At 53.0% G+C, this 26,537-nt stretch carries 20 protein-coding genes and 1 other annotated feature; of the genes, 6 read left to right on the top strand and 14 right to left on the bottom strand.

Translation table 11 applies throughout. From position 1 onward, the window contains the following. Nucleotides 1-5 precede the first annotated feature (5 nt). From W822_RS32785 to W822_RS32775, 3 genes are read right to left on the bottom strand one after another with little or no spacing between them, the layout of a single operon-like run. On the bottom strand, nucleotides 6-1,406 hold the full coding sequence (locus W822_RS32785; protein ID WP_024004845.1) for a 3-isopropylmalate dehydratase large subunit: 1,401 nt from the start codon (nucleotides 1,404-1,406) through the stop codon (nucleotides 6-8). Further along, a complete protein-coding gene (locus W822_RS32780; RefSeq protein ID WP_024004844.1) occupies nucleotides 1,399-2,289 on the bottom strand; it encodes an isocitrate lyase/PEP mutase family protein in 891 nt (296 codons plus the stop codon). Before W822_RS32780 ends, W822_RS32785 begins: the two co-directional genes overlap by 8 nt. After that, nucleotides 2,286-3,059 carry a Sua5/YciO/YrdC/YwlC family protein gene (locus W822_RS32775; RefSeq protein ID WP_024004843.1) on the bottom strand — a complete coding sequence of 258 codons (774 nt, stop codon included), beginning with the start codon at nucleotides 3,057-3,059 and terminating at the stop codon, nucleotides 2,286-2,288. Before W822_RS32775 ends, W822_RS32780 begins: the two co-directional genes overlap by 4 nt. Nucleotides 3,060-3,204: 145 nt before the next feature. Here W822_RS32775 and W822_RS32770 point away from each other — a divergent pair, with 145 nt between their 5' ends. Beyond that, entirely contained in the window at nucleotides 3,205-4,083 is an 879-nt protein-coding gene (locus W822_RS32770) for a LysR family transcriptional regulator (protein WP_024004842.1), read from the top strand. Between the two features lie 549 nt (nucleotides 4,084-4,632). On the opposite strand, the gene W822_RS32765 is transcribed toward W822_RS32770, so the two are convergent. Then, the gene (locus W822_RS32765) at nucleotides 4,633-6,174 is read right to left on the bottom strand and encodes an acetolactate synthase large subunit (RefSeq protein WP_024004841.1); all 1,542 of its coding nucleotides are present in this window, start codon (nucleotides 6,172-6,174) and stop codon (nucleotides 4,633-4,635) included. A gap of 182 nt (nucleotides 6,175-6,356) precedes the next feature. On the opposite strand from W822_RS32765, the gene W822_RS0123480 reads away from it, so the two are divergent. Next, nucleotides 6,357-7,513 (top strand): IS3 family transposase gene (locus W822_RS0123480; RefSeq protein ID WP_437177142.1). Its coding sequence is split into 2 segments (ribosomal slippage): nucleotides 6,357-6,600 and nucleotides 6,600-7,513, totalling 1,158 coding nucleotides; the frame shifts between segments, so codons are not numbered across the junction. A 351-nt stretch (nucleotides 7,514-7,864) separates the two neighbouring features. Beyond that, on the top strand, nucleotides 7,865-8,710 hold the full coding sequence (locus W822_RS32755; RefSeq protein WP_024004837.1) for an ImmA/IrrE family metallo-endopeptidase: 846 nt from the start codon (nucleotides 7,865-7,867) through the stop codon (nucleotides 8,708-8,710). Between the two features lie 1,323 nt (nucleotides 8,711-10,033). Here W822_RS32755 and W822_RS32750 read toward each other — a convergent pair. From W822_RS32750 to W822_RS32740, 5 genes are all read right to left on the bottom strand, one after another. Continuing rightward, the gene (locus W822_RS32750; protein WP_024004836.1) at nucleotides 10,034-11,080 is read right to left on the bottom strand and encodes a GntG family PLP-dependent aldolase; all 1,047 of its coding nucleotides are present in this window, start codon (nucleotides 11,078-11,080) and stop codon (nucleotides 10,034-10,036) included. A gap of 5 nt (nucleotides 11,081-11,085) precedes the next feature. After that, nucleotides 11,086-11,418 (bottom strand): tripartite tricarboxylate transporter substrate-binding protein, encoded by a 333-nt coding sequence (locus W822_RS32745; protein WP_024004835.1) that lies wholly within the window; start codon nucleotides 11,416-11,418, stop codon nucleotides 11,086-11,088. Between the two features lie 146 nt (nucleotides 11,419-11,564). Next, the gene (locus W822_RS0123465; RefSeq protein ID WP_034279526.1) at nucleotides 11,565-12,554 is read right to left on the bottom strand and encodes a Bug family tripartite tricarboxylate transporter substrate binding protein; all 990 of its coding nucleotides are present in this window, start codon (nucleotides 12,552-12,554) and stop codon (nucleotides 11,565-11,567) included. Nucleotides 12,555-12,605: 51 nt separating this feature from the next. Next, nucleotides 12,606-14,201 (bottom strand): hydantoinase B/oxoprolinase family protein, encoded by a 1,596-nt coding sequence (locus W822_RS0123460; RefSeq protein ID WP_081724327.1) that lies wholly within the window; start codon nucleotides 14,199-14,201, stop codon nucleotides 12,606-12,608. 6 nt (nucleotides 14,202-14,207) lie between these two features. Continuing rightward, nucleotides 14,208-16,280, bottom strand: a complete 2,073-nt coding sequence (locus W822_RS32740; RefSeq protein WP_031242528.1) for a hydantoinase/oxoprolinase family protein — start codon at nucleotides 16,278-16,280, stop codon at nucleotides 14,208-14,210. A 104-nt stretch (nucleotides 16,281-16,384) separates the two neighbouring features. Between W822_RS32740 and W822_RS32735 the strand changes: the two genes are divergently transcribed. Further along, nucleotides 16,385-17,338: a LysR family transcriptional regulator gene (locus W822_RS32735; RefSeq protein WP_024004833.1), complete on the top strand. Its 954-nt coding sequence runs from the start codon at nucleotides 16,385-16,387 to the stop codon at nucleotides 17,336-17,338. 11 nt (nucleotides 17,339-17,349) lie between these two features. On the opposite strand, the gene W822_RS32730 is transcribed toward W822_RS32735, so the two are convergent. Both W822_RS32730 and W822_RS32725 read right to left on the bottom strand, forming a co-directional pair. Continuing rightward, a complete protein-coding gene (locus W822_RS32730; RefSeq protein WP_024004832.1) occupies nucleotides 17,350-18,531 on the bottom strand; it encodes an aminotransferase class V-fold PLP-dependent enzyme in 1,182 nt (393 codons plus the stop codon). A 21-nt stretch (nucleotides 18,532-18,552) separates the two neighbouring features. Further along, nucleotides 18,553-19,527: a Bug family tripartite tricarboxylate transporter substrate binding protein gene (locus W822_RS32725; RefSeq protein WP_024004831.1), complete on the bottom strand. Its 975-nt coding sequence runs from the start codon at nucleotides 19,525-19,527 to the stop codon at nucleotides 18,553-18,555. Between the two features lie 102 nt (nucleotides 19,528-19,629). Here W822_RS32725 and W822_RS32720 point away from each other — a divergent pair, with 102 nt between their 5' ends. Both W822_RS32720 and W822_RS32710 read left to right on the top strand, forming a co-directional pair. Beyond that, nucleotides 19,630-20,541 (top strand): LysR substrate-binding domain-containing protein, encoded by a 912-nt coding sequence (locus W822_RS32720; protein WP_031242522.1) that lies wholly within the window; start codon nucleotides 19,630-19,632, stop codon nucleotides 20,539-20,541. Nucleotides 20,542-20,798: 257 nt separating this feature from the next. Further along, a protein-coding gene (locus W822_RS32710; RefSeq protein WP_253272254.1) for an IS3 family transposase occupies nucleotides 20,799-22,033 on the top strand; the annotation gives its coding sequence in 2 pieces (ribosomal slippage) (nucleotides 20,799-21,078 and nucleotides 21,078-22,033; 1,236 coding nt in all). Beyond that, nucleotides 21,077-21,193, top strand: a sequence feature (AL1L pseudoknot). (Overlaps the previous gene by 117 nt.) Before the next feature lie 179 nt (nucleotides 22,034-22,212). Here W822_RS32710 and W822_RS32705 read toward each other — a convergent pair. The 3 genes from W822_RS32705 to W822_RS32695 form a co-directional block, all read right to left on the bottom strand. Continuing rightward, complete coding sequence (locus W822_RS32705) at nucleotides 22,213-23,199, bottom strand: Bug family tripartite tricarboxylate transporter substrate binding protein (protein WP_024004827.1); 987 nt, start codon at nucleotides 23,197-23,199, stop codon at nucleotides 22,213-22,215. A 46-nt stretch (nucleotides 23,200-23,245) separates the two neighbouring features. Next, a complete protein-coding gene (locus W822_RS32700) occupies nucleotides 23,246-24,682 on the bottom strand; it encodes an MmgE/PrpD family protein (protein WP_024004826.1) in 1,437 nt (478 codons plus the stop codon). A 67-nt stretch (nucleotides 24,683-24,749) separates the two neighbouring features. Then, a complete protein-coding gene (locus tag W822_RS32695; protein WP_024004825.1) occupies nucleotides 24,750-26,396 on the bottom strand; it encodes a 3-(methylthio)propionyl-CoA ligase in 1,647 nt (548 codons plus the stop codon). Between the last annotated feature and the right edge of the window lie 141 nt (nucleotides 26,397-26,537).

The following is a 26,537-nucleotide window of genomic DNA, read 5'->3' as shown; positions in this document are numbered from 1 at the left end:
GATTCTCACGACAGTAGAGGCCGGGGATCCGCAATGCAGCCGGCCAAAGCAGAGGCGGCGACCGTTGCCGGACTGGCCAGGTGCGTTCGCACGCCGGGTCCTTGTCGTCCTTCAAAATTGCGATTAGTACTAGAAATGACACGACGAGCTTTTCGGCCAGGGCTATCGAAATTGTCTCCGCCTACGTAAAAGCAGAGAGAGCAGCCACTCTCGCGCCATTCGAAACCGGCGTCATGAAATATTCGGTCCAGACCCTCATCTTCAGCCGCCTGTTTCACCGCAGTGGAGCCTGGCACGACAATGGCCTTCACTTGTGTAGCCACTTTTCGTCCCTTGATCACGGCGGCGGCAGCTCGTAAATCAGATAGCCGACTATTGGTGCAAGAACCAATAAAGGCAGCATCGATGGGTAAGCCAGCCAATGCCTGTCCCGGACGAAGGTCCATATACTGCAATGCTGGTTCTGTTGACTCCAAACCAACTGGCACTGTCTCTGTAACTCCAACCACTTGCCCCGGGTTAGTGCCCCAACTCACCTGCGGTGCAAGATGCGTACAATTAACTACAAGTGAACGGTCCCAAGTCGCATCAGTGTCTGACGCCAGATCGCGCCAATGCGCCACCGCAGCATTCCAGTGATCTTTGGTAGGCGCATATGGCCTATTGCGTAGCCATTCGAACGTGGTCTCGTCGGGTGCGACCATACCGGTCCATGCGCCAAACTCCACAGCCATGTTGCAAAGCGTTGAACGTGCCTCGACATTGAGCGAGCGTACAGCACTGCCACAAAACTCTATTGCGTGTCCCGCACCACCATTGGCGCCGTATTGACCGATCATTGCCAAAGCCATATCCTTTGCCGTGACACCGGGTGCAAGGCGACCGGTGAACTCAACGCGCATCGTACGCGGTCGGGTACACATGAGTGTTTGAGTCGCGGCGGCATGCTCCCCCTGTGTCGTCCCGATGCCCCAAGCGAGAGCACCAATCCCACCGAGCGTACAGGTATGGCTATCGCAGCAGACCAGAGTCGAGCCAGGTAATGCTATGCCTTGTTCTGCCGACACCACGTGCGATATGCCTTGCCGCGGATCGCTAATATCGAACAACGTAATGCGAAACGTCTTTGCTCCAGATCGAAATCCCTGAATGAAGGCGCGACCGCCCTTGAATAACGTCTCATCCCCACGGCCGGCATGGGTATCGATAATATGATCCATCGTGCCAAATACCATGGACGGGTGTGCGACGGTTCGACCCGCGTCCTTAAGCGCACCGAATACAGCGGGTCCTGCCCGATCATGTAACATTATTCGGTCTACTTGGAGAAGACTTTGTCCATCATCGACCTGCACAATCTCGTGTTGATCCCAGATTTTTTGAATAATGTTGCGCGCTTTAGGCATCTTCTTGCTCCAACAATTGGCCCAAATAGCGCCCCTCAAGTTCAAATACCTGTTCGAAACCGGCCAGGTGTTTCAATGTGTCGAACCCAGCAAGTACGGCACCAGGACCGCCTGCATACCCATTGTTCAGCATCGCAGATAGCGCATTCTGCATTCCCTGGATAGCAGCCATCAACAATGTCCCAGGCAAACTTACGCGCGCAATTCCCATCGCTTGCATCTCGGCGAACGTAAAATCCGCAGGCGATTTCCCTCCCTCAACCACGTTAATGGCTACCGGCCCCCGAATACGTTTAACCGCTTGCTGGGCGAGTGTTTTATCCGTCAGACCATCTATGAATAGCATCGTCGCTCCGGCATCCAAATATGCATTGCCCCGAATGACCACTTCTTCAATGCCACCTACAGCCAAGGCGTCGGTACGGGCATTGATGACAAAATCGTCGTCCCGCCGTGCCTCGGCGCAAGCCCGTATTTTTGCTACAGCGTCTTCAATTGGAATTATCTGTTTGCCATCAAGGTGTCCACAGCGTTTGGGGAGCACCTGGTCTTCAATATTGATACCCGCACATCCGGCCTGCTCAAATGCTTGGACCGTATACCACGCGTTCACCGCATTGCCAAAACCCGTGTCTCCGTCCGCCATCACTGGGATATCAACGGCATCAACAATAAGTCTTGACGCGGCAACCATATCCGACATGGCCATAAAACTGTAATCAGGTAGCCCGAGGCGCGACATCGACATGCCAAAGCCAGAACATTGAATAGCAGGAAAACCTGCTGCAGCAATTACCTTGGCAGAAATCGGATCGAATGCCCCTGGCATAATGAGCAATTCAGGCGCATGAATTAGCTGATTTAACAAAGTGGTCTTTTTCATGAGACGGATTCCTCAGCAAAGTCTCGCAATTGAAACTCCCGTTGGTGGCCAGACGGATTGGCGTTGCGCCCAGGATCAGGTGGCAGTTCGACCTTAAAGTGACGTTTCAATACATCCGAAATCAGGTCGTAGCAGGATCCCATACGCACGACCGTCAGGTCAGTGAAATTTATAATCGTTGAGGAGCGCTGGTATAAGTGATAACGACGCAGCCCATAGTCTATTTCGATGTCCGCAATAGCACGGATTTCCGGCTGAATGTCTTCCAATCGAAACTTGGTGCCAGTGCCAGTCAAATTTGCCGACGAGCCGAAAACAGGATGTAACGCTTCGCGACTGAGTCTGCCAATTGTCGAATGAATTTTCCCCCCGTTAAGCAACATCCCAATCGTTCCTTCTGCAGTACTCGCACGCAGTAGATCAGGGTCAACCTTTTGCAGTAAGGGATGCTCCTTGCGGTACTTCGCAATCACCCCCATCGGCAGATCATGATCCACCGTCACGCACTCAATCATGGCTTGTTTATGCGGCTCCAAGTCGTGAATTTCGCGCTGGCCGATCTCATCGGTAATTAATGCGTTACGCTTATGTGGTCCACGCTCCTTTGTCCGGTATATACGCTCGAGTGCCTCTGAAGATCCGCCCCAGATTCCGTAGCCTACTGTGTTCGGACATATTGCAATACCACCGGCATGCAAGACAGAAAAGACACGTTCAATGTCGCCATCGATATCCAGCCGCTGGGCAATTTTGTTGGTCTGTTTGCTCATTCGAGTTTCCTTGTGATGGGCAGGCTCGGTTCTGAGCCTAGCGAATTGACCTCATACTACAGACCTCTCTGATAAAATAAAAACGGTAATTTTTTAAAATAAAGATTAGAATAATTAATCAATCGTGACTTTTTGAGGTGGTCATATGAAGCTTGGGACGCTCCCTACGCTGCAGGCGGTCATTCGCAGGGGGAATTTCGCAGCAGCTGCGCGTGAGCTCGCGCTAACCCCAAGTGCCGTGAGTCAGCAAATGCGTCAATTGGAAAACTATTTCGGCAGCCCCCTATTTGATCGTTCAGGAAGAGCGGTTAAACCCACGCCCTTTGCCTTGGAGGTGGTGGCGACAATAGACGAAGCCCTCGAAGAACTGGAGGCGCTGCGTGATCGAAACAGGCCTGAAATCAGCGGTCGCCTGCGTTTAGGAGTCATCAACAGTGTGCTGCTGTCCACCCTACCTGCCATTCTTCGAACAACTAACCAGCGCTACCCAAATATCCATGTCACACTGGAACCAGAAAACACCTCGGAAAAATTGCTCGAAGCCCTCAAAGCGGGAGATATCGATGCCGCTATTGTCGTGCGGCCGCGCGCGGGGATTTCGCGAAAACTGGCCTGCGAAACAATTATGGAGGAGCCCTTTAGCCTTGTTTATCCGTTCCGCACTAAACAGCCAGATGAGGTAGGAAGAATCGTCAAGACTCTTGCTTGGATACGCTACAACGGCAGCCTTGAAGGTGGTCGAATCGCATCAGACTTTATCCGGCGTATTGCCCCTGACCTGCATCCGCAATACGAGGTCATGACGGCGCAAGGCGTTGTGGGTATGGTCGCCGAGGGCCTGGGCTTTTCCGTCATACCTACTCCGCCAAAATTGGTCATCGATGCGAACGATGTTAAGGTTATCTCCTTGGAAAAAATGATGCCTAAAAGGCAAATCGTATTAGCACGCCGCTCAACGGATGCGGAAAGACGACGCATTGATGCTTTTCTAGAGTGTGTATTAGAAGTCTATGCGGTGATGTAAATGGTCCAGCGAAAAATCGCTTATTTAATAATCAGAGATCCAACATGTAGTTCCAAGCTCCGCAAAACGGCAATACGGATGGACTATACAAATTGGGGCTCACGATCGCTCGACTGGGCACGCAAGTACAAATGTAGTGCAGGGCTTGCGCGGCTGCAGGAGCTCTATCAGATCATATTTAGAAGAACGCTATACAGTAATCTGGATTCTCTGCAGAAAGATCTGGACGTATGGCTGGATTTTTATAATAACGAACGGCTCGCCCTGGCAAGATGTGCTGCGGCAGAACGCAGATGCAGACCTTGCTTGAGAGTAAGGCGGTTAGAGAATCGGAGAATGTGAGCCAAATCTAATCTGACAGACACTGCGCGACAAACGGGTAACAGTCAGATCATGTCTAGTACACCTATATTCAGCACACAGCGGCCGGCATAGATAAAAAGTTGGATACTTGGATAATTCATTATGTAACATGAGTGTGTATATTTTTTTTGATCATGAAGGGACTGTTATTACTGATGGTTCCAGACTAGGTTACCAGCGAGTAGCTTAGATCATCAATTCAATCAAGAAAGGGCTGTTCTTATTGAAACTACTTTTCCTCAGATCAGCGCATTCTTCAAGCGTTCTGGCTTGCGCAGCCTCAACACCCATGCCGTTAGCAAGGTTGACCCAACTCAATCCTGGATTTCCAAGATCTAACATACTCATTGCTGTATCGCCAGGAACTGCGCCCACGTTGGTGTACTCGCCGATCAGAATGTTGTATTTACTATTATTTAAAACAATCGTCGTGACTGGGAGCTGTTCGCGTGCTTGAGTCCAAAGAGATTGTAGAGAATACATTGCTGAGCCGTCGGCTTGAATATTAATTACTCGACGTTTTTTGTTTGCTCCCAAAGCGGCCCCAGTAGCAACTGGCATACCGTCCCCAATTGCTCCGCCAGCCAAATGAAGCCAGTCATGCGCAGGTGCAGCATGGGTAAACTTATAAAATCCTCGGCCGTAAGAGATACTTTCATCCGAGATAATCGAGTTTTCTGGCATCAGTGCCGCTATTGTTTGTGCCAAACCTTCAGGTGTCGGCTTTCCACTCGCAGCGTATGGACGTACCCCAGGATCCGGCAGCTCTACCTCAGGAGCGTTCAATTCATTAATCAATCCTTTCAAAGCCTCAATGGGATCCTGATCGGGGCGAGTCAGTGTATGCAACTGGGCACTCGATGGATACTGTTCTGAGGGCATCCCAGGGTACCCAAAGAATCCCACTGGGCCTTTGGCATTTACTAGGATAATATGCTCGAACCGCGAGAGTGTTTTAATCGCAGTTTCCATACCGTAGGGTATCCGCTCAAGTTGCAAACGGCCCCGTCCACGGGCAAGATGAGAAGTGACATAATCTGCCATGACGGTAGAACCAGTTGCGCTTGCAACTTGCCAAGCAAGAGACTGAGCTTCACTCAATACGCCATGACCCGCAAGTAGTATCAATACATTTTTGCTATTGTGAAGAATCCTCGCGGCATTTTCAATTGCATAATTGTCAACGACAGGAGGACGAGCTGGTGGTATCGGATCAGCAACGATTCCGCCCTCTTCCCAAGAAACGTCTGCAGGAAGAATCAGCGTGGCAATTTGGCCAGGATAAGTTTTAGCAGCACGTACAGCTAAAGCAGCATCACGTCCCAACTCTTCAGATTTCGTACTAGTATGAACCCATTGAGAAACTGTTCTTGCCATCCCGTCTGTGTCAGCGGTCAATGGGGCATCGAAAGGACGATGATAGGTAGCCTGGTCACCGACAATATTTACTATTCCACTCCGGGCTCCGCGAGCGTTGTGAAGATTCCCCATTCCATTGGCCAGCCCGGGTCCACAATGCAGCAAAGTACACGCTGGTTTACGCGCCAATCGATAATATCCGTCAGCCATACCTGTTACGACGTTCTCTTGTAGACCGAGTACGCATTTCATACCAGGTATTTGATCAAGTGCTGCAACAAAATGCATTTCACTCGTGCCAGGATTAGCAAAACATGTGTCTACGCCTGATGCCAGTAGTGTTTTGACTAGACTATGCGCGCCATTCATATATAACTCCCATTCCGAATTAACTCGATTTAATCTTTGCTGTTGATAAGCTTGAAATTAGTCTATCGCTTTGTTGAACGTGCATAGCATGCTAAGCGTACTGTACGCAATGCATTAGCTTGAATCGGCCAGGGTTTACTAGACACTTTTAAGCCTCATAATACTCACAGATGGAGATTATTATGAGCAAGGTCCGATTCACGGAAGAATTCAAACTCGAAGCGATAAAGCAAATTACAGAACACCACCGACCGGTGGCCGAAGTGTCCCAACGACTAGGCGTGTCGAGCCACAGCCTGTATGCGTGGGTCAAACGGTACGGTAAGTCTGCACAGTCGGGCCAGCAAGCCGGTGCCGAGGCGGTTGAGCTCAGGCGTTTGCGCGCTGAGGTCAAACGATTGACTCAAGAGCGAGATATCCTAAAAAAGGCCGCCGCGTATTTTGCCAAGGAGTCCGGCTAAAGTACGCGTTTGTAGAACAATATTCGACTCAATACCCCGTGCGCAGACTGTGTCAGGTGCTGGGCGTTCATCCTAGTGGATATTACGCCTGGAGACGCAATGCCTATAGCACACGCCATCATGAAGACCAACGATTGTTAGCCCTGATGAAGCCCTCCTGGCTTGAGAGTGGCCGGGTTTATGGCTATCGCAAGGTGCATTTGGATTTACTGGCATTGGGCGAGACCTGCAGCCGTCATCGCATAGCGCGCTTGATGCGTAGCTGTGGATGGCGAGCTCAGATTGGATATGGTCGTCGTCGACCCGGATCTTATGGTGGCGCTGCTCATAATGTAGTGGCTAACATTCTGGACAGGCAATTCAACGTTGCGGCACCGAATCTGGTCTGGGTGACCGATATCACCTATATCCGTACCCATGAAGGATGGCTCTATCTGGCTGTTGTGGTGGACTTATTCTCGCGCCAGGTAGTAGGATGGTCGATGGATTCTCGTATGAATAAAGATTTAGTTCTGCAGGCATTGCTCGCCGCAGTATGGCGTCGTAAACCCAAGCAACCCGTCATGGTCCATTCAGATCAGGGTAGTCAATTTACCAGCTATGAATACGGCGCATTCCTAGCCAATCATAATCTTCAACCGAGCATGAGCCGCCGAGGAAACTGCCATGATAATGCTGTCGCAGAAAGCTTCTTTCAATTACTCAAACGTGAACGAATTAAACGTAATATATACAAAACCAGAGAGCACGCACGACAGGATATCTTTGACTATATCGAAATGTTTTATAACCCTGTCCGCCGTCATAGTCATGCGGCCAACCTATCACCGGTAAACTACGAACAGCAATACTTTTCTGAGACTACGAACTGTCTATAAAAGCCTGGCCGATTCACTAATAGAGACTCCCGACGACCAGATTCTGGAAGGACTGAGTCCAGAAACAGTGCAAGCCAAGGGGCTTCACCTGCTCAAAGCCGCCAAGGCACAAGCAAATCGTTCACGCCTTGCTGCGGCGCAAGCCGGATATGCTGCCCTAAAGTCGAAAACTACTGCGACACTGCGCGACGTTTCAGCAGAAGAAGCTCGACTTTTTTTAGAGAAAGCATCTAATGACCGCAGATTTACGCTGGCTGCACGCAACCTTGGGGAGTTGTCTGACACTGAGGCGATAGCGTTATACACGCAGCTAAAAAGTCTTTTGGAATCGACTAGGGATGGAGATGATAAGTGACAGCGAGCATTGGAGAGCGCGCGGAAGAATTGATCGCAGATCTGGGTATCAGTAGTCCTGAAGAGCTGGACATCGAAGCCATCGCATTCGACTCTCAAGTTGAAGTTGTCTATGAACCTATGACGGGGTGCGAGGCATCTCTAGTGGGTTACCGTCATCGTGCGATCGCTACCATCAACCCGTCAGGGGTCCGTGGTCGCGAGCGATTTTCGGTGGCGCACGAACTCGGGCATTGGCATCTACATCGAGGTCGCTCTTTTAGGTGTCGCGTGGATGATCCCGATACAAACTTGTCATCTGACCGAGTTTTAGAGAGAGAAGCAGATAGCTTTGCTGCGCATCTACTGCTCCCTAGACCATTATTTAATCCAATGATCAAGTCATTCGGCAAGCCAACATTTCAGCAGTTGATATGTGTTGCCAATGATTTTGAGACAAGCATAATGACCACTGCGCTACGTTTAGCCAACGTTAACACGCAGCCTGTTATCGTGGCTTGCTATGACCGTAATGGGAAACGGTGGGCGATTCCCGCACAAGATATCCCAACACGCTGGCGCCTAAACGAGGAACTAGATGAAGACTCTTTTACTTACGACTTACTTCATTATGGTAAGGAGTGTCCAGGGCTGGGGAAACAACCGGCTGACGTCTGGTTCATAAACAATGACGCTGGGGAGTATGAGGTTCAAGAACAATGCCTCATTAGCACAAAGGGCACGGCGCTTGTCCTACTATATCTAGAATCATCAATGTTTGAGGTTGGCCCAGACTGGGATGTCGGCCGAAAGTATAACGAACATGGCTCGTACATTTCGCGCAAGAAGCCTGCAGTTCCGTAGTGAATGAAGGGCTTTAAATGAACTAGTCTCAATCTGCTCTGAAAAAGTCCTGGAAAAAAGGAGAGTTACCCTCAAGCAAAGTCTGCATTGGCATTCTGCCGCAGCACATCTTGTCTTGATGATTTCGTTCATTGTTATAAAAATCCAGCCATACATTCAGATTTTTCTGCAAACTATCAAGATCGCGCATCCACCCAGAGGAGCTTAGCGAATGGATCAGACTGCCAATTCTGAAAATGAACGAAATGATAATAATATCGTGAGTCGAGAACGGCTTTACGAAGAAATATGGTCCGAGCCAGCAATGCACTTGGCGGAGAAATATGGCGTCTCCGGTAGTTTTCTAGCGAGGGTGTGTGACCGCTTGCGTGTTCCGAGGCCACGCCCTGGTTACTGGAGCAAGCTGGGCGCAGGCAAAGCCCCTCCTAGGCGGCCGTTACCTGAAGCGGAACCAGGGGATGAACTTCAGTGGAACCCGGCCAATGTACCACCGCCACCTCCACGAGCGCCTCGCACCACTTAAATTTCGGTAATTTAGGTGGTTTTTTTTCTTTCACCATATTCAGTGCTAAGACGGCCCTTCTATAACAAAACCGATGCGTTCATGCTACGAATGCCTGATGTCGAGCATTAAAAATCATCTGCATCGACACCGGCCGACGAAATTAGCAAGTCGCCAGATTCGATAGTGTGTCAAGTCTTAGCAAATCTCAAAAAAAAGTCAGTTGCTTTGACTCTGAAATTACGACAAAACGGCGGTCCATAGCAACTTCTTCGGAATGGTCATGCACTTGTGGTTCGAGCGGAGGCATGTCAATGGTACTTCTACTGAGCTCGCAGGCCACTTGATGGCGCTCGCATCCGATACTGCCGGAAGCAGCATGTACTAGACAACGACTACCGTCTGCAGTTGTGCAACGTCATTGATGAGGTAATGCGCAGTACATCACTGAAACATGGCGGCATCCGAATAACCGGGAAAAGTATGTCGCGAAAGGGAAATTGTTTCGACAACGCAGCTATGGAGAGCTTTTTGCTACACTGAAAGCAGAATATTTCCATCTCTCTGATTTCGAGAATATCGAACAACTGAATGCCAACTACGAACAGTATCGTACTGGAATTTAACCGTCCAACTCTTGGATGTCAGTTCAAACCCGGGGCAGTTCAGTTTTTACCTAGGCACCGAAAAGTGCTGAAGTGAACAAAATCATGGAGCAAGCTTTTGAATGAATTCACGTTGAATATTTAGAATTCATATATTCGGTGTGAATTTAATTTCGCCTGATACTGGCATACTATGCCAATTGATTCTTCACATTTTTAAAACTCTCTCGCCCAATCGATGCATCGAGCTAGCACAGCGGCGACAGACGCATCAGTGATGTGCCGATGCGTTACAAATCTTGTTCGACTTTCGCGTCGCGCTCGCGCCTGGATGCCGACCTGCGCAAGTGCGTCTACGACATTACGACTAGCGAGTTTCGAGCCCGCCAGATCAAGTAAAACAATATTCGAATCAGGAAGGTCACACTGTGCAGAGGGAAAGAGTCCCCTTAGCCCCTGAGCGAGCATGCAGGCACGCCGATGGTCTTCCGCAAGCCGCGCAGACATGTGCCGAATGGCATACAGTCCTGCTGCAGCCAGAATTCCGGTTTGCCGCTGTGTGCCGCCCACCGTCTTCCGTAGCAACCTGGCTTGGCGGACAAGCGGCGATGAGCCGACTAGCAGCGCACCACCAGGCGCGCTAAGCCCTTTGGACAGGCAGACAGTAACGGAGTCGGCATACTGAGCAATTCGAGCTGCAGAGCATCCTAGCGCCACAGATGCATTGAAGATCCGCGCGCCATCCAAGTGCACCGGCACACCACGAGCAGCGCAGAGCTCGTAGAGCCTCCTCGAGTAGTCCAGTGAAAGTACAATTCCACCCGAGTCGTTGTGCGTATTCTCAGTGCATACTAAGGCGATCGACGGCCCACTAACACTCAAGAGTATGTCCGCGAGGCTATCTAGGCAAAGCTCTCCCTGACGGCCACCGATCGCAGTGTACAGCACACCGGCTAACGTACTACCTGCGCGTTCGGCGGAATAAAGATGGGAATTGATCTGCGTGATCACCTGCGCACCACGCGGAGCAGTCGCAAGAACTGTAAGTAAATTCGCCATAGTCGCGGTCGGCAAATAGATGGCCGCGTCTTTACCCAGCAAGTTTGCAGTCTCTTCTTCCAAGCGCCTGGCGGTCTGATCACCGTCCAAACCGTCATCGCCCAGTTCCGCTGCCCGCATCATTTCCCACATACCCTCTGGAGGCTGTGTCACGGTATCGCTGCGAAAGTCTAGAGCAAGGGGGGTGTCGTTGATGGAACCCATAACCGCTACGCAGGTTGGAAGCCCGCAGCTTTCAGTATCTTGGACCATTTTATAGTTTCCGTCTCCAAGAGTTGCTTTAGCGTTTCCTTGTCATCATAGGCGATGATGCCAAGTTCCGTCAGCAGATCCTGCACCTGCTGCTCGGCAAGAGCCGCTTTCACAGCGGCTGCCAGTACGCCGACCACCGAAGCCGGCACGCTCGGCGACGTGAAGATGGCATAGTGGTCTTTGAACACGTATTCCGGCACACCTCTCGGAACTGTTGCCCAAAACTCGGATTCCATTGTAGTATTCACCGAAGGAACCATCATCCCTATTCTTCCTCGCCATCCGTACATATCTATCTCCTAGTTCAAATGTCAAAAAGGGTGCCCTTTTGCTGGCAGCATGGCGAGATGAGCTCTGGAGATAAAGCTACACAGTCTCACAAAAATCAGAACTTCCGCTTATTTCAACAATCTTCAACAATCAGATCTAATTTGATTCACGGCCTGATATTCAGTTCTTTTACAATCGTCGAGTATCTGGCTATCTCCTCATCAATGAAGGCTTTGGCCTGAGTCTCATCCTCGAACGACGGAATTCCGACGTTCTTTATCAGCTTTTCCGCCACCTCAGGTTTGTGCATTGCCTCACGCACCTCGGCATTGAGGCGCGTGATGATCGATGAGGGTACCCCAGCCGGAGCGAATAGGGCGAACCAGCTTTCCACGTTAAAAGCCGACATCCCGGGTGACTCCTTAATGCTCGGAAGCTCGGCAAGCTCCGAATATCTCTTCGACATAGCAACAGCGAGTACACGCAGCTGGCCCTTTTGAGCGAATGGCATGACCGCGCCGGGACTGGAGAACGTCATACTGACCTGATTGCTCGCAACATCAAGCGTAGCCGGTGCAGCGCCAGAGTATGGTACATGCCGCGCCTCGATCCCAGCCACCTTGCTAAAAATTTCCCCGGTGATATGCTGGATCGTACCGACACCGCTGGAAGAATATGTCAGCTCGCCAGGGTGCTTGCGCCCATATTCGATTAACTCAGCCACGGATTTCACGGGCACTTCGGTCCCTACCGCGAGTAGATTGGGTGCCCGGACCACGACCGCCACAGGAACCAAATCCTTACTCGGATCGTATCCCGCCTCTTTGTTAAACACAGGATTGATGACAACTTCCCCGGCGGCACTAAGAAGAAGCGTATAGCCGTCAGCTGGTGCGGCGATTGTCTGCCGTACCCCGATCAGACCGCCAGCGCCCGGCTTGTTTTCAATATAGACAGGTTTCCCCAACTTCTTCGCAATTTGCTCGCCGATGATACGCGCCGTCGCATCGACACCGCCACCCGCGGCAAAGGGAACGATGATTCTGATGGGTCGTGTCGGATATTCATCAGCCTCTGCCGCCTGGACGCCGCCCATGACCCCGGCGCTCGCCGCCACGCAGAGGATGATCTTTAGCGCTGAGTTAAGAATTGCCATTGCTTACTCCTTTTCGATTCTGAATTGCGAGATATATAGGAGACGTGAAACTCAACCGACGCCGAATCCCGCTCCACCTGGCGTGCAAACCCGCAGCAAATCGTTTCGGCAAAGTTGAATCTCGGCGGCTGCCGAAGGCAGGACTTTCTCATCGGGCGTTCCTGGATTAAGAATGAAGACACCGAGCGCGCCTTTGCCGCCGCCCTGAACACCTTCTGCAGGTACATTTTGCCGTTCTGACGACAAGCTCAGTACGGCGGCATCAGCCCGAACGCGGTAATCGCGCACCACGCCGCGCCCGCCTCGGTAGCGCCCACCACCCCCAGAATCTTGACGTAAAGCGTACTGTTCGACCAACAGCGGATAAGCGTGTTCGAGCGCCTCGACCGGCAGATTGGCCGCGCCGGAAGCATGCACTCGTACTGCATCCACGCCATCTCGGTAGGCACGTGCGCCCATCGCACCAGCGATGGTTTCGTAGTTCACAAAATACTTGCCTGTTCGCGGATCGGTGCCGGCCAGCACAATGAGCTGGTGTGGCCCGCTCGGAGCAAGCGCCTTCTCGGGGAGGGCTTGTGACAGCGCTGACGCCACGGCATCGCCGAGGACAGCACTGGACATGGAACGGGCCCCTACCGCCGCAGGCGCTTCGGGTGAAACTACGCTGCCCCTCGGGAACTTCACCTCAATAGTGCGGAAGTATCCTGAGTTGGCCGGTACGTCAGCATCCAATAGGCTCTTGACAACGGTATAGATAGTTGCAATCAGTGCACGGTAGGGAATGTTGCGCGCCGCCTCGATCTGCGGAGACGTTCCATCGAAATCGAAGACCAGCTTTCCTGGCGAGACAGTGAGAGTCAGACGGATTGCCGCCGTCTCGCCCTGCCGAGCGCCATCCAGATATTCGCACGCAGTGTAGGTACCTGCAGGAACTCGGTCGATCGCCGCGGCAAAGCGACGCTCGGTGAATTCGAGATAAGCCGCCATTGTCTCGCGGGTCTTCTTAACTCCTAGCCGCGCGAACAATGCTTGCACACTGCGCGCCCCAACATTATTCGCGGCGACCTGTGCGCGTAGATCGCCTGCCCTCTCCTCAGGTGTGCGAGAGTTCAGCAACAGGATATCGAATACATCCTCATTGAGCTTGCCTTCGCTGACGATGCGAACGGGGGGAACCCGGATACCTTCCTGAAAGATCGAAGTACATACAGCAGCTTCCGAGCCAGGAACCATGCCGCCCACGTCAGCGTGGTGCGCAATGCAGGCGACGAATGCAACGATGGCGTCCTCAACGAAGACCGGCGCAATGACGTTGATATCAGGGAGGTGCGAACCGCCGCCTGAATAAGGATCGTTGGCTAGGAACATGTCTCCTGGCCGGATGGCATTACGATCGAATTTCGCGAGCACAGCCTCGACCACGCCTACCATTGATCCTAGGTGGATCGGCACCCGTTGCGGTAGCGCAACAACATTGCCTTCAGCGTCGAAGACAGCGGTGGAGCAATCGCCGCGCTCCTTAATGTTAGGCGAGAAAGCAGTACGCATGAGTGCCGCGCTCATCTCTTCTGTCACCCCGAGTAGGAAACGGGCGACGACCTCAGCCTGGATGGGGTCGAAATTGCTGGTGCTATGGTTCATGGACATGGTCTCTCAAGAATTCGGATGAAGATCGATATGGAGGTGGCGTCCCGCATCGACGCGTACCGACGAACCCGGCGGTATAACGGTCGTCGTATCCATCTGTTCGACAATGGCGGGGCCTTGGAAGACAACGCCCGGGGCCAGCTGATCCCGCGCGATAACCGGCGTCTCAATGAAGCCAGTGGAGACAAACCATACTCGACGTGTGGCTGGCGACTGAGGCTTTCCTTCAATTGCATCGGTCGCAGTGGTAGATGCAACGCCAATGCGGCCGTGCACAGCCACAATGGTAAGTCGAAGATTTACTACCTCCACGGCCTGTTTTGGTAGGTCGTAACCGTAGAGCGCTTTGTGCCGTTCATGGTACTCGTCGATAGCCTGGCGGATTTTTCCTGCGTTCAGACTCGCGTCCGGAAGGTCTACGATGAGGACGGAGTTTTGTCCCTCGTATCGAAGGTCGATCTGCCATTCGTAGCGGACATCAGTCGTAACGTCATCGATTTTTTCCGCATGCAGCCAAGCATCGCCTCGCCGTTGCAGTTCTACGAGCCCTGCGTTCAGCACAGGCAGGGATGTCTCATTCGCCGCAGTCATGCGCGTGAGCGAAAAGTCGGCACGACGGTCGGACTGCAATAGGCCCTGCGCAGAGAATACGCCCGGGCGCGAGGGAACAATGACGTAGCGCATGCCGGCCATCAGAGCTACATCGGCTGCATGAAGAGGTCCGGCACCTCCAAACGCCACCAGTGTATAGTCGCGTGGATCCTCGCCCTGTTCCACGGAAATGACTCGCACAGCACCAGTCATATGGGCATTGGCGATCTCCAAGATGCCAATGGCGGAATCTTCTACGCTTTTTCTGATGCTGCCAGCCACGACCGACTCCACCGCATCAAATGCGCGTTCCGGATACATATCCATCCGACCACCCAGCAGCGATGCAGGGCTAAGTCGACCGAGGATGACATTGGCGTCGGTTACAGTAGGCAGTTCACCTCCCCGACCGTAGGCGGCCGGTCCCGGGTAGGCGCCAGCACTCTGCGGTCCCACCTTGAGCATGCCGCCGGCGTCGATCCAGGCAATGCTGCCTCCACCTGCTCCGATCGTGTGGATGTCGATAGTGCGCGTCTGGACAGGGAATCCACCCATGTCACGCTCGTTCTTCATAGCGGGCCTGCCATCGCGGATGAGGCAGACATCCGTGCTGGTGCCGCCCATGTCGAAGGTGATGAGATTACGCACCCCCGTTTCTTCACCTAACGCGACAGCCCCCATCGCGCCTCCCGCAGGTCCCGAAAAGAAAGTGTTGATCGGGCGTTCGCGCACTGTAGCCGTCGTAGCCGCGCCGCCGTTGGACTGCATCACATGGGCTGCGGAAGACACGCCAATGTCCTCCACACCAGCCTCAAAGCGTGCCAAATAGGCATCCATAATCGGAACTAAGCTAGCATTGACAACTGTGGTCACGAAGCGCTCGTACTCCCGGTACTCTGGCAGCACATCGGATGATAGGCAAACGTGAACATCAGGCCATTGCGCATGAATGAGTTCCCGAACACGCGCCTCGTGCTGCGGATTCTGATAAGCATGGAGAAAGCAGACTGCAACGGCCGCAGCGCCTGTGCTTTTGAGCTGGTCAATTGCAGCGAGCACGCTCGTTTCGTCCAATGCTCTGACCACTTCTCCATCAGCATCAAGTCGCTCGACGACTTCAGCACAGCAATCAGCGGCCACCGGTGGAACAGGCTTGCGTACATCAAGATTGAAGTAGTGTGGTCGTCGCTGGCGCGCAAGGGCCAGAACATCGCCGAAGCCGCTAGTCGCCATCAGCGCGGTGCGAGCCCATTTGCCTTCGAGCACAGCATTGGTCGCCAATGTCGTGCCAAGTACAAGGAATCCGACATCTGCTGGCTGCACCGCAGCTAACTCGATGATTTCCCCGATGCCGTCCAGAATGCCCTGCGCCGGGTCGGCCGTGCGCGTGGGAACCTTATGATAATGCCAGTGCCCGCTCGCGGGGTCGGCCAACACGAGGTCAGTAAAGGTACCGCCCGTATCGATTCCAATCCAGTATTCGCTCATTAAATCAAGTCCTTTGTTCAAACTTCCTTTAGTCTGAAAGAATTATGCGATAATGCGAAAATTAAAACAAATGGATAATTAACGCGTTTTTATACGAAATACTTATGAATTTTAAGCTTCGCCAGCTCGAAGGCTTCATTGCAGCAGCCGATGAGCATTCTTTCAGTAGCGCAGCGGAACGGTTGTGCATGACACAACCTGCGTTCTCGCAGCTCATCCGGGAGTTGGAGACACTACTCGGTGCGCGGCTCTTCGAGCGGACCACCCGCCGTGTCGACTTGACCGAAGCCGGGCAGTTGCTTTATACGCAAGCGAAGCGGCCAATCGAGGATTTGCACCACGCGTATTTGGCCGTAACTCAACTAGCAGACGGCACGCGCGGAGTGGTACGCTTTGCCGCCCTGCCTTCGGTGGCCTTCGGACTCGGCGCGCGGGCTGTGGGGAGATTTCGAGCCGACTTCCCTGACGTCCAGGTGCTTCAAATCGAGGATCAGGACCGGCTGCTGGCCGACAAGGTACTCAATCGCGAAGTGGATTTTGGCATCGGCATGGCGGGACGCACTAACGCTGTGTTGCGATTCGATCACTTGTTCTTCGATGATCTGGTCGTGGTAGTTGCGCAAGAGCATCCATTGATACATAAAAAACAGGCCGAGTGGCGTGATCTAACGAACGAAAAGCTGATCTTATTACCATCCACGTCGAGCGTACGTAGACTGGTCGATGCCGGTTTAGCTCGCTTAGGCGCACACCGCGAACCAGCCCATGAAGTCGTCAACATGGTCACTTCGCTGGCGATGGTGCGCGCCGGTCTCGGAGTGACAGTGCTGCCACGGCTGGCGCTCGACGCACTAAAAATGGACGGCCTCGCATTCCGCCCTTTCGGTGAGTCAAGTCCGATGCGGCGCATTGGCATCTTGCGGCGCACTGACCGGGATCTGTCTCCAGCCGCACAACGGTTCATCGAATACGTGCAGCACGAAGCGTCCCTGGGTGATGCGCTCCGGCCCCAAGTGGATGCTCTGCGCAAATCACTGTCATTATCTCCAGCCACATGATGGCCCGTTTTTCAGTCCGCCAGCGCCTCAATCGTGGCTGCGACTGCCACATCGACATCTTGAACATCATTATAGAAGTGCAGCGAATACCGCAGCATGCTGCCGCGCACTGTTACAAACACATTGCGGGTTGCGAGACCTTGCTGGATCCTGTGTGCACATGCCGCGTCACCTCCAAAATCAACGCAAACAATGTTCGAAGGCCGGATGTTCGCATCGCTGCGAGGCACCTTGAGCCCCTGACCCATCAATGCATGAGTCAGCCGTGTAGCCAAGGTGGAGACATAACGGTCGATTGCCTCGGTGCCAAACTGCAACAGCAGATCCAGACTTTCGTTGACCAACGCTGCCGCGAGAAAGTTGTAGTTACCGAGGTCAAACCGCCGTGCAGCCTCGCGCAAGCGGATAGGCCCACTGTCGTAATCAGCCTCGTGCTGGGCTTCGATCTCTACGCCAAAGCGAGCCAGACTCTGCGGGTGCAGCTTGTTCGCCCATTCGCGCCGCACGTAGAGAAAGCCCATGCCGTACAGAGAACACAGCCCTTTTTGGGTACTCACCGCCAACGCCCCGATGGGCGTCTCGTTCACATCGAGATGGGTCACGCCCGCAGACTGTGCCCCATCGACGACCAGCCGCACTCCATACTGATCGCATGCCTCGGACAACGTCCGCAGATCGGCTCGGAAGCCGGGTTTGAACGAAGTGGCCGAGAGCGTCACGACCCGAGGCACTTCGGCTGGCTTCGCAATCCATTCCAACGCTGCCTGGACGGGAAAACTTTTGTTTTCGCTGGGCAAGTCGTTCACCTTGACGCCACGAGACTCCAGATTACGCCATACATAGATATTATTCGGATGTTCGATGTCGGAGCACAGCAGAACCTCGCCGCCACGGCTCCAGTCGATCGCACCCGCCACGATGGCCAGTCCATCAGAGACGTTTTTCGTGATGGCAATCTCGTCGGCGTGCGCGCCGATCAATCGAGCGAACTTCTCTCGGGCCGATTCGACCAAACTGAAATATCTTTTCTTGTCAGCTACGCCGTCGACCCGTTCCTGCAAGTGGCTTTCCGTGATCGCCACCGCGCGGTCATAAAGCAGGCCTCGACTTGCAACGTCCATATATACCTTGTTGCGTGCACCGGAAAAATGTGTCTTCACTCTGTCGAAATCTGCATCGATACTTTGAATCATAGAGAAATACCTGTCTTTCGTTTAGTTGATAGAGATCGAAGAATCGATCACGACTTTTTTCCAGAGATCGGCTTCGTCCTTGATGGAACTCATGGAATCGGCATCGCTGGTCGCCTTATTGATACCCAGTTCGTAGAGTTTGCGCGAAAGTTCTGGATCGACCAGCGCCTTTTTCATCGCTCCGCGCAGCGTCTGCAGTGCTGGCGCTGGCGTATCGCTAGGAGCCAGGAGGGCGAACCAATACTGTACGTCGAAGCCAGGCACGCCACCTTCGCTGAAAGTCGGCACTTTGGAGAACCGCGGGTCCCGGCTCGAACCGGACTGTGCAAGAACCACGGCCTTGTCAGTCGAGAGATAGGAAGCTCCGGAAGCCGAGTTGGACAGCACCAGATCAATATGTCCGGCGATCATATCCGTCAGCGCCGCTGCGGCTCCTTTGTAAGGAACGATTTGCAACTCAATGCCAGCTTTTTTCTGGAGAAGTTCCGTCATCAAGTGGCTAGGCGAGCCATAACCTGTACCAATCGTGATCTTCCCAGGCTGAGCACGGGCTTTCGTCAACAGATCCTCCAACGATTTGATTCCCGAAGTACCGCTGGCGAACAACATGACCGGAGCCTCGCCCACATAGCCCACCATGGAGAAATCAGCCACCGGATCGTAGTTCAGCTTCTTATAAGTCGCGGGGATCACAGCCTGGGCGTTGTCGGCCATCAGCAGGTGGTAGCCACCTTGACCTTTGCGAGCCGCAAGGCCCGTACCAATTGTCCCTCCCGCACCAGCCCTGTTGTCCACAACGACCGATTGGCCCAGCGGCTCAGACATGCCCTGAGTAACCAGTCGCGCAATGACATCGGAACTTCCACCTACCGTATAGGGAACAATGACAGTGATGGGCTTAGTAGGAAAATTCTGAGCCGAAGCAGCGCTTCCTAACACAGCTGCGAGGCCAAAAACAATGCCTTTCGTATGGGCTAGTATGGATTGTCGAGTCATGGATAATTTCATATTTTCCCGAGGATGTAAATAATCGTTTATAGAAATAGGAAGTGTAATTTTTCCGACATATTCCCGCCAATGACTTCACGGACGACTGCTATGAGTTCATCGAATACCCCTAATCTGCACCGCCTTCCTTCCTTACGCTCCTTATTGATCTTCAATGTCGTAGCAGAGCATTTGAATCAAGTACGCGCGGCACAAAGTCTTTCCTTGACCCAAAGCGCACTTAGCAGACAAATTAAATCCCTGGAAGATCATCTAGGCGTTTTGCTTTTCGAGCGAACATCTAAAGGGCTTTGCTTCACACAGGAAGGAGAGCTGCTCTATGACTTCACAAAACGGTCGTTCTCACTCCTCAACGAAGGGCTCGGTAGACTGGTCTTGAACGTGGAGCGACAGACCCTTGTCGTCTCTGCTGCACGAAGTTTTGCAGAGAGAGTGCTATCAGCTCGGGTAGGTGATTTTGTAGAATTGCATCCCTGGATCGACGTTCACATCGATGTCCATCGCTATTTCTCGGATATGGACTCGTCTGGCGCCGATATATCAATCCGACTCGGGGATGGTAATTGGGATGATCATCTTCAGGTACGTCTGACTGATGATTTTCTTATTCCTGTATGTGCACCAGACCGCGCTAGTTTTCTCGCCAATAGAAGTCCTGGCGATATTCTCGGTTGCATCTTTTATATTAATCAGGAAAGAGACTACCTAGAGCGTTGGAATAAAGAGAATCCTAATGAAGCGATTTCAGGCTTTAATAGCATCTTGAAATTCAACGATTCTTCGACTTTGCTGGCAGCTGTAGAATCGGGCTCTGGTGTAGCAATCACCCGATATTCGCTCGTAAAGAACGCCATCGAGCAGGGACGCCTCGTGCGCTTATGGCACGGCTCTGCCCACGACCACTTAAATTACTATGCTCTGTGCTCACACCGCACAGCACATCGGCGCAGCACCACGCTGTTTCTGGACTGGCTCGGTTCGGTGTTCGATGTGGACCAGTGAACCGTTCCATTTAAGTAACCGTTCACTGATCCCACATTTCACGGCCTTATTAAAAATGCAAGGATAGTACCCACGTAAAATTGAACTGCGCCCTAAATGTTAGACATATTTTTGACTATATAAGGAGCGCAAATGAAAACGCTTTCTATTCTCTACAACTTTGGTATGTCTTGATCATTCAGTTTGGCAATTTCTGAGCGACGCTAGTGAATCGAACTGGGTTTTGAGGAGGCTCTAAATCTTGAGAGAATAGAGCCATGAACAAGACCAACAAATTTTCCCCTGAAGTGCGTGAGCGTGCAGTGCGACTGGTGCAGGAGCATCGCGACGAGTATCGGTCGCTCTGGGCGGCTGTAGAGTCGATTGCACCGAAGATTGGTTGCACGCCCAGCACGCTACTGGACTGGGTCAAACGCATGCAGATCGACCAGGGAACTCGGCCTGGCATAACCACCGAAGAACGCGAGCGCATGAAGGCCTTGGAGAGGGAGAACCGCGAATTGCGCCGAGCCAATGAGATCCTGAAGTCAGCCAGCGCTTTTTTCGCTCAGGCGGCGCTCGACCGCGAACTGAAGAAATAAACGCCTATATCGATCAGCATCGGGATTTGTACGGGGTCGAGCCAGTCTGCAAAGTGTTGCAGGTTGCCCCGTCAGCCTACAGACGCTATGCCGCCCGGTGTCGGGACCCACTGCTACGCAGCCAGCGAGCACAGAAGGACCAAGAACAGATGGTACAAATCCACCGTGTCTGGGAACAGAATTTTCGGGTCTACGGTGCCCGCAAGGTGTGGAGGCAAATGAACCGAGAGGGCACCAGGGTGGCACGATGCACGGTCGAACGCTTGATGCGCCAGTTAGGCATCCAAGGGGTTCGTCGCGGCAAGCGGGTGCGCACCACAGTGGCGGGCCGTGCGCCCGCCTGCCCGCTGGATCTGGTCAAGCGTCGGTTCGAGGCAGATCGTCCGAACCGGCTGTGGGTGGCAGATTTCACTTATGTTTCCACGTGGCAGGGATGGCTGTACGTGGCCTTTGTGATTGATGTCTATGCCAAACGGATCGTCGGCTGGAGGGCGAGCAGTAGCATGACTACCGACTTCGTGCTGGATGCCCTGGAACAGGCCGTGCATGATCGGCGTCCCACCGAATCCGATGGACTCGTCCATCATTCGGACCGCGGCTCCCAATACGTGTCCATTCGATACACCGAGCGCCTCGGGCAGGCTGGCATTAATCCTTCTGTGGGCAACACCGGCAGTGCGTATGACAACGCGCTGGCTGAGACCGTTAACGGCTTGTACAAAACCGAACTGATTCATCCTAGGGCTCCCTGGAAGACCAAGGCAGCCGTCGAATTAGCCACCCTGCAATGGGTATCCTGGTTCAACCACCAGCGTTTGCTCGGGTCGATCGGGCATATTCCACCAGCCGAAGCCGAAGAGCGTTACTATCGACAACTTGCAGCGCAGGCTGCGGAACCTGTTTTACTTTAACCAAACAGCCTCCGCAATTCCCAGTTCGATTCAGGCCGATTCAGGATCGCGCTATGGCTGAACTTACCTTGATGAAACACGTAATTCATTTGCGATTGAGCATGGGCTGCCTTCTGAAGACATGTCAAGATGCTTTGTTCAGATCCTGGGGAACGCACATGAAAAACGCGCAATATCGCCTAGTCAAGTTTCATATTGGATTTCCGAATAAGCTTACCAAGCCTCTCCTTTTCCGACGCAATAAACCGCTCGAAATCCTGCCGCGATCCCATCATCGGCTCGTTGCCCATCGCTTCCAATTTTGTTCTGAGTGCGGCATTGTCCTCCTCCGACGCAGCAAGCAAGGCGCTTACCACATGATTCAGGATATTCGTCGGCGTTCCTTTGGGTGCGTAAATCCCGCCCCAATGCTGCATGCTTATTGCCGAAAAACCTTGTTCCGCCGTAGTGGGTACATCGGGCAGAAAGGACGACCGCTCGCCTGCTGTTACAGCAAGTGCGCGCAGTTTTCCTCCGGCCACATAGCCACTGACCCCCACCGGGGCCTCCGAGGCCAAATCGATCTGGCCACTCATCAGCGCATTGATCGTTTCAGAACCGCTCTTGTAGTGTACGAGCGTGATGGGAACCCCAAGCACTTCCTGAATCATCTCGGCCACGAAGTGCCCTGTACTTCCCGCGCCTGCAGTACCGAAGTTCAGGCCGCCCTTACGCTTCGCACTGTCTCGCAGTTCCGTAAGGTTAGTGAAATCGCTCGTCACGGACGCCACAATAACAGATGGTGAGGTGTGTGTACTGGCCACCGGTACCAGATCTGCATCTTCGTAGGGCATTTTACTGCGTAACAAAACATTGGTAATCGAACCGTTTCCTGCCACCAAAAGCGTGTAACCATCCGGCTTACTTTTCGCTACCAATGCAGACCCAATAATACCGCCGGCGCCTGGCTTATTTTCCACAACGACTGGCTGGTTCAGTTGCCGGGAAAGACCCTGCGCAATCAGTCGGGTTACCGTGTCTGCGGGACCACCTGCGGAGAAGGGCAAGACTAACCGGATCGGTCTTTCAGGCCAGGTGTTCGCCGCGTTAGCGGGTACATTCATCAGCCCCAGCCAGGCGCATAAGATGACGCCCAGCAAAGAGTGCTTCAAGAAGAATGGCTTCATAAGAATCTCCAGGATTGCAAGCCGCCATAGTGCGACCAGGCTATAATTAATCAAACACGGGCTTGACGACAGGCGACAACAGAGCAAGAAGATCCCGGATGTCATCCACTTCTTCTATGCATCGCACCATCTGCTCAATCTGCTGCTGGCGCGACCTGTCAATTAACCCGTCTGTCAGAGATCGGTACTTCTCCGCCACTTCGTCGGTACTTTGCCTCGCGGCCATTGCGCGCGAAGTCTGGCGTAAGACTTCAATTCGCTCACCATCAGTGAAAGTGACCGCTACACGGCATTGAAAACGCTGAGCGGCACCACCCACGTCGAAGGCTGGTTCGTGCCGTACCTCTATCTTTGGAATAAGCGCCCATACATCGTCAGAATCTATACGTGCAGGCGCAAACTGGCGCATCATGGCCGTGCCGTCAAGCACTGCGACAGCCAGGCAGTAACCAATATTCATCTGCGCACCCACAGGTGTCAAAGGTCGTGTCGGCGTCCACCAGCCGTGATGGTAGACGGGATGAGATACATCCACCTCAATACGTGTCACTTCTTCCGCCTTCAACGCACGTTGCCGATTCACATCAAACAATGCATCAAGCGGCGAGTGGATACCCCCCATTGCCGCGTAGGGCTTGATGACAATATGCTCCACTTCCCAATGCTGTCCCAGGTCCTTGCAAATCTGAGAGGCATCCGGCTCGTGGCCTTCGCCAAACGTGGAAAGGAATCCCCCATATTCACGCTCAAAAACGCGTTTAATTCCCGTATATCCACCCTCTGCCAGCATGGCGGCGTACAGGCCATTACGTGCAGCAAATCCATGATGCATGCGCTTGCACATCGCTTCATACTGTGCCGCCATCAGGCCAGCGGACTGCGTGCCAGCCAGGCCAAGCGCATCTTCGAAGCGCGCAGCATCCAGCTTCAGAAGCTTACCCACTGCTGCGGCTGCGGAGTGGGTTCCGAACACCGCACCGGAATGCCATCCACGCGATAGCATTTCAATACCATGCAGCGCCTTGCCGACACGAGGGCCAACTTCATATCCGGCCATCGCGGCTTCCAGAAATTGTCGCCCGGAAACCATAGGCTGCCCCTCAATGGCAGCCCACAAGGCGGGCAATACCAACGAGGTACTATGCAATGGTGCCAGTGGATGATAGTCATCGAGCTCGAAGCCTTGAATGAATGTTCCATTCAGTAGGGCGGCTCCTGGAGCACTGGTTTTGGTGCCCCAGCCAACGATGGTTCGATCACCCAGGCCCTCAAACTTCTGTACTATGTTGGCAGCTGTCACCGACCAGGGTAGCCTGGCACCCACTATCGCACATGCAATACCGTCGAGCGTCAGAGCTCTGGCGCATTCACGTGCAATGGCAGAAGTTTGGTCCAGTTCAAAAGCAGCAAGCCAGTTACAAAGAATACCGGTAGGTCCGGTGGGGTCAGTCGGTTCATTGGCTTTTTGGATAGACGAGATCATGATGAGTGTCCAGTGTGATGACAAGTAATTTGATAAAACAGCATGACCTCAAGGGTGACAAGGTTGGTCATGAATGTGTCCGCTGTTGATAGTTCCTGAATTGCTCGCGCAGTTGATTTTTGATGATCTTACCGGTCGCGCCTACCGCCATTGATTCGACAAAAAGTACGTCATCGGGAATCTGCCATTTAGCCGTCTTTCCTATGTAAAACGCTAGCAATTCCTCTCTTGTCAGCGTCGCTCCTGGCTTTGTCACCACGATGACAACAGGACGCTGATCCCATTTCGGATGAGGCACACCAATGCAGCCTGCCATTTGCACGGCGGGATGTGCCATTGCTATATTTTCGAGATGGATGGAACTGATCCATTCTCCCCCGGACTTGATCAGATCCTTGCTGCGATCGGTGATATTGAGAAAACCGTCTGCATCAATCGTCGCCACATCACCCGTTGGAAACCAGCCCTGATTCTGCGAGTCATAAATCAGTGGATCGCCAGTTTCGTCGCTGAAATAATTCTTGATAACCCAGGGCCCCTTAACCAGCAGTTCGCCATAGGCTTTCCCGTTCCAGGGAAGTTCGTTACCCGTTTCGTCGACAATCTTCATGTCTACGCCGAAGATAGCGCGCCCCTGTTTCTGTCGGATCTCGTCCTGCGTTTCGAGGGGAAGCAGAAGATGCTTGTGCTTGAGATTACACAGCGTGCCTAGCGGACTCATCTCTGTCATACCCCAGGCATGTAGCACGTCAACATCATAATCCTGACCGAAAGCACGGATCATAGAAGGTGGGCAAGCAGAACCGCCAATCACTGTGCGTTTGAGTGTCGAGAACCGCAGCTCGGCGGGCTTCATGTGCGTCAACAACATTTGCCAGATTGTTGGCACACCTGCCGCAAAAGTCACTTGCTCGGCTTCAATGAGCTCGTACACCGCTTTTCCATCAAGTGCCGGTCCTGGGAACACAAGCTTGCAGCCGGTTAATGCTGCAGCATACGGGATTCCCCAAGCATTTACGTGGAACATGGGTACAACCGGCAGCACCGAGTCATGCGCGGAAATATTCATTACATCAGGCAGCGAGACAGCATAGGCGTGCAGCAAAGTCGATCGATGACTGTATAGCGCAGCTTTTGGATTACCCGTGGTGCCACTTGTATAGCACATGCTTGAAGCCGAATTCTCATCAATGCGTGGCCATGCATAGTCCGATGACTGCGCACCCATCCAGCTCTCATAGCTCTGCAGACCGGACATTGCCGTGTCCGCTGGAAGACTATCACTCTCACAGAGCGCAATCCACTTCTTAACGGTAGGACAGCGCGAGTGGATCGCCTGAACAAGAGGCAGGAAGCTCACATCGAAAAACAGAATCTGATCCTCTGCGTGGTTTACAATCCATGCGATCTGGTCGACGTGCAGGCGCGGATTAATCGTGTGCAGCACCCGACCGGATCCCGAGACACCGTAATAAAGCTCAAGATGACGATACCCGTTCCACGCCAGGGTACCGACGCGGTCACCAACAAGCAGTCGCTCTGCATCCAGGGCCTTGGCTACCTGACGGGCGCGTCTCGCCGCGGCCGCCCAGGTGTATCGATGGACGTCCCCCTCCACTCGCCTGGAAACAATGACGGCGTCACTATGATGGCGTTCCGCAAATTCAATCAGCGACGAGATCAATAGTGGGTGATCCTGCATTAAACCCAACATTTGATTCCTCCATTTCAATTGTGATAATCAGTCAGGGTGATCGCTTCAGCGTCTGCGTAATGGAGTGCACCGCTAGTTCGCACGCTCGTTCCAAGCGTACCTGAGTGCTGTGCCAGGGATAGTTGGCGTGGCTCAAAATGA

It is taken from the genome of Advenella kashmirensis W13003 (assembly GCF_000506985.1).
GTDB lineage: Bacteria > Pseudomonadota > Gammaproteobacteria > Burkholderiales > Burkholderiaceae_B > Advenella > Advenella kashmirensis_A.
This window is presented reverse-complemented; position numbering and strand designations above follow the sequence as displayed.

Excerpts from the sequence above, each read along its gene's own strand:
- W822_RS32785 (WP_024004845.1), bottom strand. The coding sequence starts at position 1,406 with ATGCCTAAAGCGCGCAACATTATTCAAAAAATCTGGGATCAACACGAG.
- W822_RS32780 (WP_024004844.1), bottom strand. The coding sequence starts at position 2,289 with ATGAAAAAGACCACTTTGTTAAATCAGCTAATTCATGCGCCTGAATTG.
- W822_RS32775 (WP_024004843.1), bottom strand. The coding sequence starts at position 3,059 with ATGAGCAAACAGACCAACAAAATTGCCCAGCGGCTGGATATCGATGGC.
- W822_RS32770 (WP_024004842.1), top strand. The coding sequence starts at position 3,205 with ATGAAGCTTGGGACGCTCCCTACGCTGCAGGCGGTCATTCGCAGGGGG.
- W822_RS32765 (WP_024004841.1), bottom strand. The coding sequence starts at position 6,174 with ATGAATGGCGCGCATAGTCTAGTCAAAACACTACTGGCATCAGGCGTA.
- W822_RS32750 (WP_024004836.1), bottom strand. The coding sequence starts at position 11,080 with ATGGGTTCCATCAACGACACCCCCCTTGCTCTAGACTTTCGCAGCGAT.
- W822_RS32745 (WP_024004835.1), bottom strand. The coding sequence starts at position 11,418 with ATGTACGGATGGCGAGGAAGAATAGGGATGATGGTTCCTTCGGTGAAT.
- W822_RS0123465 (WP_034279526.1), bottom strand. The coding sequence starts at position 12,554 with ATGGCAATTCTTAACTCAGCGCTAAAGATCATCCTCTGCGTGGCGGCG.
- W822_RS0123460 (WP_081724327.1), bottom strand. The coding sequence starts at position 14,201 with ATGTCCATGAACCATAGCACCAGCAATTTCGACCCCATCCAGGCTGAG.
- W822_RS32740 (WP_031242528.1), bottom strand. The coding sequence starts at position 16,280 with ATGAGCGAATACTGGATTGGAATCGATACGGGCGGTACCTTTACTGAC.
- W822_RS32735 (WP_024004833.1), top strand. The coding sequence starts at position 16,385 with ATGAATTTTAAGCTTCGCCAGCTCGAAGGCTTCATTGCAGCAGCCGAT.
- W822_RS32730 (WP_024004832.1), bottom strand. The coding sequence starts at position 18,531 with ATGATTCAAAGTATCGATGCAGATTTCGACAGAGTGAAGACACATTTT.
- W822_RS32725 (WP_024004831.1), bottom strand. The coding sequence starts at position 19,527 with ATGACTCGACAATCCATACTAGCCCATACGAAAGGCATTGTTTTTGGC.
- W822_RS32720 (WP_031242522.1), top strand. The coding sequence starts at position 19,630 with ATGAGTTCATCGAATACCCCTAATCTGCACCGCCTTCCTTCCTTACGC.
- W822_RS32705 (WP_024004827.1), bottom strand. The coding sequence starts at position 23,199 with ATGAAGCCATTCTTCTTGAAGCACTCTTTGCTGGGCGTCATCTTATGC.
- W822_RS32700 (WP_024004826.1), bottom strand. The coding sequence starts at position 24,682 with ATGATCTCGTCTATCCAAAAAGCCAATGAACCGACTGACCCCACCGGA.
- W822_RS32695 (WP_024004825.1), bottom strand. The coding sequence starts at position 26,396 with ATGTTGGGTTTAATGCAGGATCACCCACTATTGATCTCGTCGCTGATT.